The organism is Micromonospora sp. NPDC050495 (genome assembly GCF_040655175.1).
GTDB lineage: Bacteria > Actinomycetota > Actinomycetes > Mycobacteriales > Micromonosporaceae > Micromonospora.
On sequence record NZ_JBFAJK010000003.1, the window covers coordinates 874 to 15,155 of the forward strand.

General features: G+C 72.8%; 14 protein-coding genes, 2 tRNA genes and 1 pseudogene. 3 read left to right on the forward strand and 14 right to left on the reverse strand.

Annotation, left to right across the window (positions count from 1 at the left end):
* A pseudogene (locus AB0I11_RS05195) lies at positions 1 to 91 on the forward strand (transcriptional regulator); the annotation flags it as partial.
* Between the two features lie 2 nt (positions 92 to 93).
* On the opposite strand, the gene AB0I11_RS05200 reads toward AB0I11_RS05195, so the two are convergent.
* The 5 genes from AB0I11_RS05200 to AB0I11_RS05220 all read right to left on the reverse strand — a co-directional run bounded on the left by AB0I11_RS05200 (position 94) and on the right by AB0I11_RS05220 (position 2,950).
* Positions 94 to 459, reverse strand: a complete 366-nt coding sequence (locus AB0I11_RS05200; protein WP_357313699.1) for a winged helix-turn-helix domain-containing protein — start codon at positions 457 to 459, stop codon at positions 94 to 96.
* Positions 456 to 920 (reverse strand): SRPBCC domain-containing protein, encoded by a 465-nt coding sequence (locus AB0I11_RS05205; RefSeq protein WP_357313704.1) that lies wholly within the window; start codon positions 918 to 920, stop codon positions 456 to 458. The genes AB0I11_RS05200 and AB0I11_RS05205 overlap by 4 nt, the downstream gene beginning before the upstream one ends.
* 144 nt (positions 921 to 1,064) lie before the next feature.
* Entirely contained in the window at positions 1,065 to 1,259 is a 195-nt protein-coding gene (locus AB0I11_RS05210) for a DUF397 domain-containing protein (protein WP_357313707.1), read from the reverse strand.
* Positions 1,256 to 2,038 (reverse strand): helix-turn-helix transcriptional regulator, encoded by a 783-nt coding sequence (locus AB0I11_RS05215; RefSeq protein ID WP_357313711.1) that lies wholly within the window; start codon positions 2,036 to 2,038, stop codon positions 1,256 to 1,258. The genes AB0I11_RS05210 and AB0I11_RS05215 overlap by 4 nt, the downstream gene beginning before the upstream one ends.
* A 78-nt stretch (positions 2,039 to 2,116) precedes the next feature.
* Positions 2,117 to 2,950 (reverse strand): phosphoribosylaminoimidazolesuccinocarboxamide synthase, encoded by an 834-nt coding sequence (locus tag AB0I11_RS05220; RefSeq protein ID WP_357313716.1) that lies wholly within the window; start codon positions 2,948 to 2,950, stop codon positions 2,117 to 2,119.
* Positions 2,951 to 3,086: 136 nt separating this feature from the next.
* On the opposite strand from AB0I11_RS05220, the gene AB0I11_RS05225 reads away from it, so the two are divergent.
* Complete coding sequence (locus AB0I11_RS05225; RefSeq protein WP_357313722.1) at positions 3,087 to 4,406, forward strand: extracellular solute-binding protein; 1,320 nt, start codon at positions 3,087 to 3,089, stop codon at positions 4,404 to 4,406.
* A gap of 45 nt (positions 4,407 to 4,451) precedes the next feature.
* On the opposite strand, the gene AB0I11_RS05230 is transcribed toward AB0I11_RS05225, so the two are convergent.
* The 9 genes from AB0I11_RS05230 to AB0I11_RS05270 form a co-directional block, all read right to left on the reverse strand.
* Positions 4,452 to 4,694, reverse strand: a complete 243-nt coding sequence (locus AB0I11_RS05230) for a hypothetical protein (RefSeq protein WP_357313726.1) — start codon at positions 4,692 to 4,694, stop codon at positions 4,452 to 4,454.
* A 50-nt stretch (positions 4,695 to 4,744) separates the two neighbouring features.
* On the reverse strand, positions 4,745 to 6,064 hold the full coding sequence (locus AB0I11_RS05235) for an MFS transporter (RefSeq protein ID WP_357313729.1): 1,320 nt from the start codon (positions 6,062 to 6,064) through the stop codon (positions 4,745 to 4,747).
* On the reverse strand, positions 6,061 to 6,660 hold the full coding sequence (locus AB0I11_RS05240; RefSeq protein WP_357313732.1) for a helix-turn-helix domain-containing protein: 600 nt from the start codon (positions 6,658 to 6,660) through the stop codon (positions 6,061 to 6,063). Before AB0I11_RS05240 ends, AB0I11_RS05235 begins: the two co-directional genes overlap by 4 nt.
* 142 nt (positions 6,661 to 6,802) lie before the next feature.
* Positions 6,803 to 6,876 (reverse strand) — tRNA-Met (locus AB0I11_RS05245).
* A 155-nt stretch (positions 6,877 to 7,031) separates the two neighbouring features.
* Positions 7,032 to 7,105, reverse strand: a tRNA-Met gene (locus AB0I11_RS05250).
* A gap of 49 nt (positions 7,106 to 7,154) precedes the next feature.
* A complete protein-coding gene (locus AB0I11_RS05255) occupies positions 7,155 to 8,087 on the reverse strand; it encodes a hypothetical protein (RefSeq protein WP_357313735.1) in 933 nt (310 codons plus the stop codon).
* Positions 8,077 to 8,586, reverse strand: a complete 510-nt coding sequence (locus AB0I11_RS05260) for a SigE family RNA polymerase sigma factor (protein WP_357313738.1) — start codon at positions 8,584 to 8,586, stop codon at positions 8,077 to 8,079. Before AB0I11_RS05260 ends, AB0I11_RS05255 begins: the two co-directional genes overlap by 11 nt.
* A gap of 179 nt (positions 8,587 to 8,765) precedes the next feature.
* A complete protein-coding gene (locus tag AB0I11_RS05265; protein WP_357313742.1) occupies positions 8,766 to 11,747 on the reverse strand; it encodes a UPF0182 family protein in 2,982 nt (993 codons plus the stop codon).
* Positions 11,748 to 11,871: 124 nt separating this feature from the next.
* Positions 11,872 to 12,885: a PDZ domain-containing protein gene (locus tag AB0I11_RS05270; protein ID WP_357313746.1), complete on the reverse strand. Its 1,014-nt coding sequence runs from the start codon at positions 12,883 to 12,885 to the stop codon at positions 11,872 to 11,874.
* Positions 12,886 to 13,000: 115 nt separating this feature from the next.
* On the opposite strand from AB0I11_RS05270, the gene AB0I11_RS05275 reads away from it, so the two are divergent.
* Complete coding sequence (locus tag AB0I11_RS05275; RefSeq protein WP_357313749.1) at positions 13,001 to 14,272, forward strand: zinc-dependent metalloprotease; 1,272 nt, start codon at positions 13,001 to 13,003, stop codon at positions 14,270 to 14,272.
* The last annotated feature ends 10 nt before the right edge of the window (positions 14,273 to 14,282 follow it).

Sequence of the window (14,282 nt, forward strand, 5' to 3'; positions counted from 1 at the left end):
GCCGGTGACCCGCCAGGCGGTGGCGAAGCACCTCGTGGTGCTGGACCGGGTGGGTCTGGTGCGCGCCAGCACCGCCGGCCGGGAGCGCCGGTCCTACCGCTGCGGCCCGGTCTTGTCGTCGTCCACCGCCGGGCCACGCTGGATCGTCTCGGCGATGCGCTTGATCCGCCGCAGCCGGGAGTCCCAGGCGGCGCCGACGTCGGCGAGCTGGGCCACGGCGCGGGCGAGCTGAGCCTCGTCGACCCGGAACTGCCGCTCCCGGCCGGCGGTGCTGGCGCGCACCAGACCCACCCGGTCCAGCACCACGAGGTGCTTCGCCACCGCCTGGCGGGTCACCGGCAGGCGCTCGCTCAGGCTGGTCGCCGTGCCGCTGCCCTCGGCCAGCAGCAGGTCCAGCATCCGGCGGCGGGTCGGGTCACCGACCGCCGACCAGAGGTCGTCGTCCACCAGCACCGTCACGCCCGGGTCCCGACCTTCTCGGCGTACGCGGGCAGCTTCGGCAGGAAGTGATCCCAGCCGCTGACGTGCTCGGCGTACTTGGCGGCGATCTTGGCGGTGTCCCAGCCGCGCTCCCGGAAGCCGCTCTCGGTCATCCGCAGCAGCGTCCCGCCGCCGGCGGGCTCGAGCGCGAAGACGACCAGGAACGAGTTGTCCGGTGCCGGCTCCTGGCCCTGCTCGTGGGTCCACCGGAAGGAGAAGAGCCGCGGCGGCATGGCGTCGACGACCTGGAACCGCACCCAGGTGCCGGTGCCTCCGGCGATGTCGCCGAAGCCGATCCGCCCCGCTCCGCCCGGCACGGCCGGGAACTCCGCCTCGTCCGGCCACCACTCGCGCAGGTGCTCCGGGCTGCTGACCACGTCGAAGACGACCTCCGGCGCGGCGTCGATGTGGATCTCCCGTTCGATCGTTCCGTACTCCACGACTGCCACCTTTCGCAACGTTTGGTTGCACCTCACGCTAGCCGGTGACGAGCCATTGCGCAACCATTGGTTGCACGTTGCGTGGCCCGCCGCTGGTCCGCACGCCCTGCCGTGGCGGCGACGGAACGCCGGGCGGCACCCGGCTCAGCCGGCGGCCCTGACCCCAGCGACGAAGGCCCGCCAGGCAGCCGGGGCGAAGGCGAGGGTGCCGCCGTCGCGGTCCGTGGAGTCGCGGACCAGGACCCGGTCCGGCAGGTTGTCGGCCACCTCGACGCAGGTGTCGCCGCCGTTGCCGGACCGGCTCGACACGCGCCACTGCGGGGTGGGGGCGGTGTTCACAGGTCGCTCACCAGCTTCCCGATCAGCTCGACGGACACGCTCGCGGGCAGCGCCTCGCTCAGCAGGGTGTCCCACATCGTCCTGATGGTAGCCACGTCGTCCGGGCGGTCGACGATCTGGCCGAAGACACCGTCCACGTAGGCCACCTCGTCCCCGTCCGGCAGGGTGGCCAACACGAAGCCGCCGGTCAGCCCGGGATGCGCGCCGACCCCCGCGGCCACCACGTAGAGCCGGACGTGCGGCAGGGCGGCCAGCTCGACCAGCCGCTCCAACTGGGCGCGCTGGACGTCGGCGTCCCCGACCACCCGGCGCAGCGCGGCCTCGTCGACGACCGCGGTGAACCGCTTCGGGGCCGGGCCGGTCAGCAGCTCCTGCCGGGCCAGCCGGGCGGCGACCAGATGGGCCACCTGCTCCGGGGTGTGAGTGCCCTGCGCGCGGAGCACCGCGTGCGCGTACGCCTCGGTCTGCACCAGGCCGGGCACCAGCGACGGCTGGGCGGTGCGGAGGGCGACCGCCTCGGCCTCGATGCCTCGCCAGGGCGCGAACCAGGCCGGCGACTCCTGCCGGGCGCCCACCGCCAGCAGCTCGGCCAGCAGCCCACCGGTGCCGAGCGCCCCGTCGGCGGCCTCGGCGAACTGTGGGGTGGGGCGGCGCCGTCCCGTCTCGATCGCCGCGATGGTGGACGGGCTCCACCTGATCAGCTCCGCGAGCGCCTCCTGGGAGACGCCCGCGCCGGCCCGGGCCGCCTTGAGCGCCCTGATCCACATGTCGCCGTTCATCCGACCGTCCCGTGCTCCACCGAGGGTGACGGGACCATCCTCGACGGTGCGGGCCGCCGGGTCCAGCAGGGCGGCCGGTCAGTCCCAGCGGTTGCCGGTGAGCTTCTCGTACACCTCGACGTAGCGGGCCCGGGTCGCCTCGACCACCTCGGCCGGCACCTCGGGGGCGGGCGGCTGCTTGTCCCAGCCGCTCCCGGTGGCCCAGTCGCGCACGTACTGCTTGTCGTAGGAGAACTGGGCGCGGCCCGGCTGGTACGACTCGGCCGGCCAGAACCGGGACGAGTCGGAGGTGAGCACCTCGTCGGCGAGGACCAGCGTGCCGTCCGGCGCCCAGCCCAGCTCAATCTTGGTGTCGGCGATCAGGATGCCCCGGTCGGCGGCGATCTCCGCGCCGCGCCGGTAGACGTCGAGGGTGATCTGCCGCAGCCGCTCCGCGGTCTCGGCGCCGACCTTGTCGACCACCCGCTCGTAGCTGATCGGCTCGTCGTGCTCGCCGAGCGGCGCCTTGGTCGACGGGGTGAAGATCGGCTTGGGCAGGATCGACGCCTCCACCAGGCCGCGGGGCAGCGGCACGCCGGAGACCGCGCCGGTGCGCTGGTACTCCGCGAAGCCGCCGCCGGTCAGGTAGCCCCGGGCCACGCACTCGACCGGGATGATGTCCAGCCGCCGGCAGCGGATGGCCCGGCCGGCGAACTCCTCGGGCACGTCGGTGGCCGAGATCACGTGGTTCGGCACCAGGTCGGCGAGCTGCTCGAACCACCACAGCGACAGGGCGGTGAGCAGGCGGCCCTTGTCCGGGATCGGAGTCGGCAGCGCCACGTCATAGACGGAGATGCGGTCGGAGGCCACCAGGATCAACTCGTCGCCGTCGGCGTACACGTCCCGTACCTTGCCCGAGTGCAGAAGTTCCACGGCGCCTAGTACACCATGGGCCGCGCAGGCTCCCGGCCCGGCCACCGGGCCCTCCCACCGCCGACGTTGACACCCTCCCCCGGCTCCTGTGTAAATGGTCCGTCCGCAGCCACCGCCCGCGCCCCAGGAGCATCCCGTGCGCGTACCCCCTTCCGCGCCCCGCCCCGGCCTCGACCGGCGGCGGCTCCTCGGCGCCGTCGCCGGGCTGCCGCTGCTCGCCGGCGGGCTGGCCGGCTGCCAGCCGGAGGCGGAGAGCCGCGCCGACGACGGGCCGATCGAACTCTCGGTGTTCTGGTGGGGCGGGGCCCGCCGGGCCGAGGCCACCGAGCAGGTGCTGCGCCTCTACTCGCAGCAGAACCCCCGGGTCCGGTTCCGGATCACCTGGCAGGGCCTGACCGGCTACTACGACCGGCTGGCCATTCAGGGCACCGGCGGCAACCCGCCGGACCTGTTCCAGCTCGACGACACCGTGCTGACCGAGTACGCCAACCGGGAGATCATCCTCGACCTCAGCGGGTACGTCGCCGACAACCGGCTCGACCTGCGCGGCCTGCCGGACAACCTGGCCCGGTACGGCCAGGTGGACGGCCGGACCATGGCCGTGCCCGCCGCGCAGACCAACGCCGCGCTGGTCTACAACCGGTCGCTGCTGCGCCGGCTGGGGGTGCCGGAGCCGCGCCTCGGCCTGAGCTGGAAGGAGTACGCCGGCTGGGCGGCCCAGGTCACCCGTACCGCCGGCAACCGGGTGGCCGGAACGATGGACCCGTCGGGCGACTACCGGGCGCTCTGGCTCTGGCTCCGCGGTCAGGGCCATGAGCTGTACCAGGGGCGGCAGCTCGGCTTCGGCTCCGCCGAGCTGCTCGACTGGTTCGAGTTCTGGGAGGTGGCCCGCTACGACCGGGCCACCCCGAGCGCCGCGCTGATCGAGCTGGCGGACACCGGCGAGCTGGACCGCCAACTGGTGGTCACCGGGCACACCGCGGCGTCGTTCGCCTGGTCGCACCAGTTCCCCGAGCTGCAACGGCTGACCGACGACGAGTTGGGCATGGCGCCCGTCCCGGGCAGCCCGGCCGCGCACTGGCCCCGCGCGTCGATGTACTGGGCCGCCTTCCGGGGCACCCGGCACGCCGCCACGGTGGCCGACGTGATCAACTTCCTGACCACCAACGTGGCGGCGGGGCGGATCCTCGGCACCGAACGCGGATTGAACGCCAGCGTGCAGGTCCGGGAGTACGTCGCTCAGGGCGTCACCGACCGGGCCGCGAAGCGGGTCATCGCCCTCGGCAACGACCTCGGCGGCCTGATGGGCCCGGCACCCGCTCCCCCGCCCAAGGGACACGCCCAGGTACGTGCCCTGCTCATCGCCGCAGCGGAGAACATCCGCGCGAAGCGCTCCGGGGCCCGGTCGGCGACCTCGCGCTTCATGGCGCAGGCCGGCGCCGCCCTGGCCGCCTGACCGCGCCGGGTCGGGGCGGGCCCACCGGGCCCGCCCCGGAAGAGGTCAGCGCGGCGGGCCGCTCCGCCGGCTACGCACCAGGCGATACACCAGGAACACGATCACCGCGAGCACCACCAGGCAGCAGAGCAGCCCCAGGCCGCCGCCGCCCCGGCGCCGCCGGGCGGCCTCCACCACCACGTCACCGGTACCCGTGGACGCCCAGGCCGCGACCGGCACGAACACGGAGAGGACGACCGCACCGAGGACCGCGCCGAGGCGGCCCCACCACTTGTTCCAAGCAGACATGTCCCCATCCTCGCCGAGAAGCGCAACCGGGGCAGGGTGGACGCGAACTGTCACCGGCCCGCACCGTCTCCCGCCTCCGCCAGCGCGGCCGGAGGGAGGTCCGGGACGGCGATGTCGTCCAGCGAGCGCACCCTCGGAATCGGCGAGGGAAGCAGCCAGAACACGCACATGGCACCGCCGACCGCCGCGATCCAGAGCGTGGGACGCAGCCCGAGCCAGGTGCCGAGCGCCCCACCGGACAGCGCGCCGAGCGGCCGGACGCCGTAGTTGATCGTGGAGTACGCGCCGGCCACCCGGCTGCGCAGGCCCTCGGGGATGACCGCGGCGTTGAGCGCGTTGAGGTTGACGTCGAACAGCATCACCCCGACGCCGGAGAAGAACTCGGCCGTGCCCAGCAGCCCGGCCCGCGCCCAGAGCGGACCGTCCGCGACCGTGGCGAAGAGGATCGAGGCCGGAAAGACGACGGCACCGATCACAATGCTGCGGCCGACTCCGATCCGCCCGGCCAGTCGGGGCGCGAGGACCGCGCCCAGCAGCCCGCCGACCGCGCCGACGCCCAGCGCCAGCCCGAGCAGTCCCGCGGGCAGGCCGAGGGTGCGGCTGGCGAAGAGCACGAGCAGGGCGTTGGCCACGAAGCTGAAGTAGTTGACCGTCGTCGCGCAGCCGAGACCCGCCCGGAGCACGGGATGGCCGAGGGTGAACCTCAGCCCGTTCCGGGCCTGATGCCACAGCGTGCCGGGCGGCCCGTCATCCGGCCGACCGCTCGGCGCCGGACGAGCCGGCCGGATTCGGCCGATAGCCAGGGCGGAGACCAGGAACGAGACCGCGTCCACCAGGATCGCGACCGGCGCGGTCAACGCCTGGACCAGCACCCCGCCGAGGGCCGGCCCGGCGATGGCGGAGGCGGATCTGCTGGCGCTCAGCGCACCGCTGGCGTCCAGGTAGCGCGGCCGCTCCACGAGCAACACGAAGAAGGCCGGGTACGTGGTGTTGAACAGCACCGCCGCGGCGCCGGTCAGCAGCGCGACGGCGTACAACTGGGCCATCGTGCCGGCGTCGAACGCGAAGGCGACCGGCACCGTCACCAGCAGCGCGGCCCGGATCAGGTCAGCCGCTACCAGCAGGCCCTTCTTGTGCGTCCGCCGGTCGATCCAGGCACCCAGGAAGAGCCCGGTGAGGTTCGGCAGCCACACCAGCGCGGTCAGCACCGACACCTGGCCCGGGCTGGCGTCGAGCACCAGCACCGCCAACAGCGGGAAGGCCAGCTCGGAGATCCGGTCGCCGAACTGCGAAATCGTGTGCGCGGCGAAGAAGGACCGGAACGGCGGCTGGCGGAACAACGACGGCTGCCCCGCCGTCCCGGCCGTCACGGGGTCCCCGCCTCGGGCAGGACGTACCGCAGGATGCGCACGTGGCGGGCGCCCGGCGGCTGGTCGGCCGTCTCCCGGGTCACGTACGGCGCGAGAACCTGCTCGATCGCGGCGTTGACGGCGGCAAGCTCGCCTTCGGTCAGCCGCACGGTGGTGTTGGAGAGGCCGGCCTCGCGTCGCCACTCCGCCTCCAACCGGGGCTCGTCCTCGACCATCCAGCGCCGGGGCAGGTCGTGGTACTGCTCGAAGAGCGTCCTGCTCAGCACGCGACTCGCGGCCCGACCCTCGTCATCGTCTGGGAACCGGAAGCGGAAACCGCCCGCGCTCGCCTCCCAGTACCGCTTCCGGGCGTCCCCGCCCCCGGCGCTGTCCCGCACCAGGCCGAACCGGGCAAGGTGGCGCAGGTGCCAGCTGGTGACCGAGGGGGATGCGCCCACGTGCTCGGACAACTCGGTCGCCGTCGCGGCCCCGTACCGCTGGAGCCGGGACAGGATGGCCAGCCGGACCGGATGCGAGAGGGCCCGCATCGCGGTCGGGTCGGTGAGTTCGAGATCGCCGTACGGGTTGCCGCTGGAGTCCGGAATTCCGAGAGACATGTCTCGAGAGTATTCTCTCAGATTTTTAGCCGCAACCGTCCCGGCCGGCACGGAACCACAACGAGGGGCGCGACGAGCGGGACGCCCCCGAGAGAGACGACGAGGGGCCCCGGAGATGATCTCCGAGGCCCCTCATGACGAGTAGCGGGGACAGGATTTGAACCTGCGACCTCTGGGTTATGAGCCCAGCGAGCTACCGAGCTGCTCCACCCCGCGTCGGCTTCTACAGCCTATCGCATCCCGTCCGTGGAGATCAGCCGGGTACCCGGATCCGGTCCGCCGCTCGTCCGACATGGCGAAGGGCCCGGAGCGGGGCCCGTCCGACATGGCGAAGGGCCCCGGAGCGAACTCCGGGGCCCTTCGTGAACGAGTAGCGGGGACAGGATTTGAACCTGCGACCTCTGGGTTATGAGCCCAGCGAGCTACCGAGCTGCTCCACCCCGCGTCGGTTCGTTTACCGTAGCGCACGGACCCCAGGGGGCGCAAAACGGGCCTCAGTCCAGCCAGTTCCGGATCGCGTCGACCGCCCGGCGGCTGTCCTGGTCGACCTGGGACCGCGGGCTGGAAGTGCCCTCCCAGCCCAGCTCCCAGAGCACGGTGACCACGTTGCCGACCCGTACCGCGCGGACCAACCGGACCACCTCCCGCACGTCGGGGGCGCCCTCGTAGTCCGTGGCCGGCCGGCGCACCTCGAACAGCACCGACTCGTCGCCGTAGCCGCCGTCGGGCAGCAGCCGCTGGGTCGACGTCAGCCCCTCGGTGTCCGCCGTCCCCGGCCGGGTCGGGCAGTCCCGCACCGCCCGGCGCAGGTCGGCCAGCGCGTCGTCGGCCCGCCCCGGCCGGTAGACGGTGATGCTGTGCTTGTAGCTGCCGTCCGGGACGTACCCCTGCGGGGTGGTGGCCAGCTTGAACGCCAGCGTGCGGACCCGGCGGGTGACGACGCCCGCCTCCCCCGGCGTGGCGCCGCAGAGCGCCGGGAACACCGGCCCCGGGCCGAAGGTGCTGCCGGTACCGGCGTCGTTGGCGGCGGCCAGGGCGAAGAAGGCCCGGTCCGGGATGCGGGTCGGGCTGACGCCGGCGCCCGCGGCGGTCGTCCCCGCCGGCGCGTCCGGGGTACGCGCGGGCGACGACGGCGGCGCGCTGCTGCGGCTCGGCGTCGGCAGGGGCGTCGCCGGGGTGGGCGACGGACTGCCCGGGTCGGGGCTGGCCGCGGGCGGGCCGGGCGTGGCGTCCGGGCCGGCGGTGAGCACCATCCGGGTGCCGGCGGCGGTGCCGGCGACCAGCACCGCGACGGTCAGCCCGCCGAGCGCGGCGCGCCGGTGTGCCCGCCGGTCGGCCCGGCGGCGCAGCCGATCCGGCGCCGGCAGCGCCCGCTCGTCGGCGTCGCCGGCCAGCGCCCGGTAGAGACCGCTCAGTTCACGCGACATCGTTCACCTCCAACTCCTCGCTGGCCACGCCGGGCAGCAGCTCGGCCAGCCGGGACCGCCCCCGGGACAGCCAGGACTTCACGGTGCCGGCGGGCACGCCCGCCTCCCGGGCGATCTCCGCCACCGGCATGTCGAACAGGTAGTGCAGGGCGAGCGCCTGCCGCTGCCGGGCCGGCAACTGCCGCAGCGCCCCGACCAGCAGCACGGTCTCCTCGCCCGGTGGGCGGACGTCGTCCGGTGGCCCGGTACGCGAGGCGGCCAGCCGCCAACCCCGCAGCCGTCGCCAACGGTCGGTGGCCAGCCGGCTGATCACCAGCCGCAACCAGGCCTCCGGGGCCGGATGGGCGGCGAGCTTCCCCCACTGCCGCCAGGCCCGCGCGTACGCCTCCTGGACGAGGTCCTGCGCCTCGCCCGGGTCGTCGGCCACCGCGTAGCCGTACCGGAGTGTCCGCGCCGACGTGCTGCGGTAGAAGTCGTCGAAGCTGTTCGCGTCCCGCATCGCCAGATCTCCGCCCGCTCGGTCCATCTGCCCTGTTGACGGCCGAGCGGGTCGCCCGGTTGCGGCCGAACGGTCCGTCATCCGACACGAGCCCGTGGTCCGGGAACCGCTCCGGGTTCCGGACCACGGGCTCGCGTGGTCAACGTCGGCGTCAGCCGTTCGGCAACGCCGAGACGAGGTCAGCCGTTCGGCGTCGCCGAAGGGCTGGGTGAGGTCGGCGGGGCGGCCGACGGGCTACCGCTGGCCGACGGACCCGGCGAGGGGTTCGCCGCCGCCTGGGCCTGCTGGAAGGCGCTCATCGCCTCGTCCAGCGTCTTCAGCGCCCGCCCGTACCGCTCGAAGTCGCCGGACGCCTGGGCGGCCTTGACCTCGGCGATCGCGCTCTGCACCCGGTCGGCGGCCTGAGCCAGCTCCCCGGTGAGCACCGGCGGGGTGGTGGTGCCGCCGCCCGTGGGCGGGTTCGTCCCACCCGAGCTGGGCGGCGGGCTGCCGCCGGGGGCCTTCTTGCCCTGCTCGACGAGCTGCTTGATGCCGTCGCTGAGGTTGTTCGCCAGCACCACGTACGAGCCGCCGTCGCCGTAGGAGAGCAGCACCTTCTGCAACAGCGGGTACGCGTCCTGGTTGCTGCTCTTCACGTAGACCGGCTCGACGTAGAGCATGCCGTCGGCGAACGGCAGCGAGAGCAGGTTGCCGTACTGCACCTGCGCCTGGTTCGAGGAGAGCAGGTTCAGCTGCTGCCGGATGTCGCCGTTGTTGGTCATCTGCTGGTGCACCTGCGTCGGCCCGGAGATCCGGGTCTGGTCCGGCAGCTCCAGCACCTCCAGCCGCGGCTCGCCGTCGACGTACGACCCGGAGACCAGGGCGGCGAGGTTCTGCCGCCCGTTCGGGGTGACCGCCGCGGTGAGCTGGAAGCGCGGCCCCTCCTGCCCCGGGAACTGGGTGAACAGGTAGTACGGCGGCTGCTTCTGCCCGCTGTCCGGCGCGTCCGGCACGTTCGGCACCTGCCAGAAGTCCTGGCCGGAGTAGAAGTCGCCGGGGTCGGTCACGTGGAACTTGGTGAGCAGGTTGCGCTGCACCTTGAACAGGTCGGCCGGGTAGCGGAAGTGCTCGGCCAGCTCCGGCGGGATGTCGCCCTTGGGCAGCACCAGGTCACCGCCGAAGGCCTTGTTCCACGCCTTGAGCACCGGGTCGGTGTTGTCGAACTCGTACAGCTTCACCGTGCCGTCGTACGCGTCGACGGTCGCCTTCACCGAGTTGCGGATGTAGTTGACGTCCTCCCGGGCGAGCTGGAAGGTGCCCCGCCCGGTCAGCTCGTCGGTCGTCTCGGCCTGCAGGTTGACCCGATCGGCGTACGGGTAGGTGGCGGCCGTGGTGTAGCCGTCGATGATCCAGAGCACCCGACCGTTCACCACCGCCGGGTACGGGTCGCCGTCCAGGGTGAGGAACGGCGCCACCTTCTCCACCCGGTCGCGCGGGTTACGCACGTAGAGCAGCTTCGAGTCGTCGTTCACGGCCTCGGAGAGCAGGAAGTTCGACTCCTGCTCCTTGATCGCGTAGAGCAGCCGGCGGGTGAACGAGCCGATCTCGACGCCGCCCGCGCCCGTGTAGGTGTAGTACTGCTCGCCGCCGGTGGAGGTGGGGCGGTCGAACTCGACGTTGCGGTCGCCGGTCTGCCCGACGATCGCGTAGTCGTCGGCCTCCATCCGCTCGCCGTAGTAGATCCGCGGCTGCTGGGCCGGGATCTGCTCGGTCTGCGAGGAGCACGCCTCCTGCGCCTTCTCGCCGAGGAAGCCGGAGACGAAGTACGGCTGGCCGCCGCAGACCACCTGGTTGGCCGGGGCGCCCACCAGGCCGTAGCCGTGGGTGTAGACGGTGTGCCGGTTGATCCAGTTGTTGTTCGGCAGCTCGCCGTAGTTGATCTCCCGGACCCCGACCACGTAGTCGGAGGTCTTCTCCGCCAGCGTGTACCGGTCGATGTCCAGCTTCGAACCGAAGTCGTAGAAGCCGCGGACCTGCTGGAGCTGGGTGTACGTCTCGGAGACCAACTGCGGGTCGAGCAGCCGGACGTTCTGCACCACCGAGGTGTCGGTGGCCAGGCTGGCCGGTGGCACGAGGTTGTTCGCCGCGTACCCGGTCGTCTTCGTGTTGCCGATCCCGAACGCGGCCCGGGTCGCGTTGATGCTCCGCTCGATGTAGGGCGCCTCCTTGTCCCGGGCGCTCGGCTTGACCTCGAAGGTCTGCACCGCCCACGGGTAGATGCCGCCGATCGCGACCGCGGAGACGCCGAGCAGGGCGAGCGCGATGCCGGGCCAGACCAGGTTCCGCATCACCGCGTTGGAGAACACGATGATCGCGATGGCCACCACCACCGAGATGTACGCCAGGATCTCCTTTGCCGGGAGCAGCGCGTTCACGTCGGCGTAGCCGGCCCCGTAGAGCTTGGCGCCCTCGTTGTACTCCAGCAGCATGGCCCGCCGGTCCAGCACGTACGCGATGGCCTTGAGCAGGACGAAGACGGCGACCAGGGTGCTCAGGTGGGCCCGGGCGGCGTTGGTCATCCGGTCCCCGACGCCCTGCAGCCGCACCCCGCCGAAGATGTAGTGCACGGCCAGCGCGCCGAGCAGGGCGAGCACCACTGCGGTGAACCCCACCCCGAGCAGGTAGCGCCAGAAGGGCAGGTCGAAGACGTAGAAGCCGACGTCGACGCCGAACTCCGGATCCTTCACGCCGAAGTTGCCGCCGTTACGGAACAGCAGCCACTGGCTCCACCGGCTCTGCCCGGAGAGCCCGGCGAAGAGCCCGATGATCACCGACACCACGGCGATCCAGGTGCCGAGCCGCGGGGTGAGCAGCATCCGGTACCGCTCCAGGGTGGCCTGCTCCGGGGAGTGCGGGCGCAGCCGCGGCCGCAGCCGGTACGCCAGCCACAGGTTCGCGGCGAGGACCAGGGCCATCCCGGCGCCGATCACCAGGAACAGCAGCAGCCGGGTGGCGAGCACCCCGGTGAAGACCTGGGTGTAGCGGACCTCGTCGAACCAGAGCCAGTCGGTCCACGCGTTGACCCCCCACCCGAGCAGGGTGAAGAACACGAACACCCCGATCAGGACCCCGATGGTGACGCGTCCGCGCCGGCTCATCCTCGGCAGGGGGCTGCTACGCATAACCACAGTTGGCTCCGCACGCTCGATGTGATCGGCTCCGATCAGGCACCCAGAGTACGGGGTGTTCCTGAGCACGTCGGGTCAAGGTCACGTCACGATCGTCCGGCGACCACTGCGGCCCGGCTCAGCAGCGGGTCGGCTGCCCCCCGGCGCGCAGCGTCTCCAGCGCCTTGAGCGCGTCGTCGAGCGAGGCCACCCGGAGCAGCGGCAGGCCGGGCTGCGGGTTGCGGACCGCCTCGGCGCAGTTGTCGGCCGGCACCAGGAACACCTTCGCCCCGGCCTCCTTGGCGCCGACCAGCTTCTGCGCGATGCCGCCGATCGGGCCCACCCGGCCCTCGTCGTCGATGGTGCCGGTACCCGCGATGATCTTGCCGCCGGTGAGGTCGGCCGGCTCCAGCTTGTCGATGATGCCCAGGGCGAACATCAGCCCGGCGCTCGGCCCGCCGATGTCCCCCAGGTCGATCTTCAGGGTGAACGGGTGCGGCTGCTGCTGGTCGATCTCGATGCCGATGCGCGGCCGGCCGTCCTGCTCCCGGGTGGTCACCGTGGCGGTGGCCGGCGCGTCGGCACGGGTGTAGCCGATGGTCAGTGCGGTGCCGGCCGGCTTGGCCCGGACCAGCTCGGTGAGCCGGGCCGCGCTGGTCACCTGCTGACCGTCGACGGAGGTGATCACGTCGTTGGTCTTGAGCATGTCGGCCGAGGGCCCGCCCGGGGTGACCGCCTTCACCAGCACCCGGATCGGGAAGCCCAGTTCCCGCAGCGCGGCCGTCTCCGCGCTGGTCTGCGAGTTCTGGAAGTCCTCGGCGTTGCGCTTCTCGACCTCCTCCTGCGACTCGCCCGGCGGGTAGACCAGCTCGCGCGGCACCACCGCCTCGTCGGCCGAGAACCAGCCGGCCAGCGCCGAGCGGAGCCGGACCGTGGGCTGCACGCCGACCGTGGTGAGCCGCAGCTGGCCCGCGGAGGTGGACGTCGACCGGCCGCTGACCTGGATGATCTCCTTGCCGTCGGCGCTGCCGAGGGTGTTGACCGTCGGGCCGGGACCGAGCACCACGTACGGGATCGGCACGCTGAGCACCCCGACGCTGAGCAGGGCGGTGAGCAGAGCACCGAGCAGGACGGTCAGGCCACGACGTCTCATGCGGCAGAGCGTACCGATAGCGGGTGTGATGTCCGGCGCGGTGACCGCGGCGCTTCGCCCTCAGCGCAACGGCGGTGGACGCGACCTGCGGTCCCGCGCGCGTACCGTAGACGTCGTGCCTGATATTCCGTTCGGCTTCGCGCTCCCGGGTGGGCAACCACCAGACCCCAACGACCCCGCGCAGATGCAGCAGTTCATGGCGCAGCTGCAGCACCTGCTCTCCGCGCCGGGCAGCGGACCGGTCAACTGGGACCTCGCCCGCCAGGTGGCCGCCAGCCAGCTCGCCGCCGCGGGCGACCCGGCGGTCTCGCCGTTCGAACGCAACGCGGTGGAGGAGGCGCTGCGCATCGCCGACCTCTGGCTGGAGCCGGCCACCTCCTGGCCCTCCGGCATCCGGGCGTCGGTCGCCTGGAACCGCAACGAGTGGATCTACAAGACCCTCGACGTGTGGCGCAAACTCTGCGACCCGGTGGCCAGCCGGATGGTCGGCGCGATGGGCGACCTGGTGCCGCCAGAGGCGCGCGCCCAGCTCGGCCCGATGCAGTCGATGGTCGCCACGCTCGGCGGCGCGCTCTTCGGCGGCCAGCTCGGCCAGGCGCTCGGCTCGCTCGCCGCCGAGGTGCTCTCCGCCGGCGACATCGGCCTGCCGCTCGGCCCGGCCGGCACCGCCGCGCTCGTCCCGGCCAACATCAAGGCGTACGGCGAGGGCCTGGAGCTGCCGGAGGACGAGGTACGCCTCTACGTGGCCCTGCGCGAGGCCGCCCACCAGCGGCTGTTCCAGCACGTGCCGTGGCTGCGCGGGCACGTGCTGACGGCGGTGGAGAACTACGCCGCCGGCATCCGGGTCAACCGGGAGGCGATCGAGGAGGCGATGGGCCGGGTCGACCCGACCGACCCGGAGTCGATGCAGGCGATCGCCCTGGAAGGCATCTTCACGCCCGAGGACACTCCCGCGCAGAAGGCCTCGCTGGCCCGCCTGGAGACCGTGCTCGCGCTGGTCGAGGGCTGGGTCTGCCACGTCGTCGACAGCGCCGCCGGTGACCGCCTCCCCAACGTGGTACGCCTCGGCGAGGCGTTCCGCCGCCGCCGGGCCGCCGGTGGCCCGGCCGAGCAGACCTTCGCCGCCCTGGTCGGGCTGGAGCTGCGGCCCCGCCGGCTGCGTGAGGCCACCGTGCTCTGGGCGGCGCTGACCGAGCAGCGCGGGATCGCCGGCCGGGACGCGGTCTGGGGCCACCCCGACCTGCTCCCCTCCGACGACGACTTCGCCAACCCGGAGGCGTTCGCGGCGGCCAGCGCCGATCTCGACGACGAGCTGGCCTCCTTCGACTTCTCCGCCCCCGGTGCCCCGGAGGAGCAGACCCCCGGCGAGGACGACGACAAGTCCTGACCCGCACCCG

Coding starts and splice junctions, on each gene's coding strand:
- AB0I11_RS05215 (WP_357313711.1), bottom strand. CDS start 2,038: ATGAACGGCGACATGTGGATCAGGGCGCTCAAGGCGGCCCGGGCCGGC.
- AB0I11_RS05230 (WP_357313726.1), bottom strand. CDS start 4,694: ATGTCTGCTTGGAACAAGTGGTGGGGCCGCCTCGGCGCGGTCCTCGGT.
- AB0I11_RS05240 (WP_357313732.1), bottom strand. CDS start 6,660: ATGTCTCTCGGAATTCCGGACTCCAGCGGCAACCCGTACGGCGATCTC.
- AB0I11_RS05255 (WP_357313735.1), bottom strand. CDS start 8,087: ATGTCGCGTGAACTGAGCGGTCTCTACCGGGCGCTGGCCGGCGACGCC.
- AB0I11_RS05260 (WP_357313738.1), bottom strand. CDS start 8,586: ATGCGGGACGCGAACAGCTTCGACGACTTCTACCGCAGCACGTCGGCG.
- AB0I11_RS05265 (WP_357313742.1), bottom strand. CDS start 11,747: ATGCGTAGCAGCCCCCTGCCGAGGATGAGCCGGCGCGGACGCGTCACC.
- AB0I11_RS05270 (WP_357313746.1), bottom strand. CDS start 12,885: ATGAGACGTCGTGGCCTGACCGTCCTGCTCGGTGCTCTGCTCACCGCC.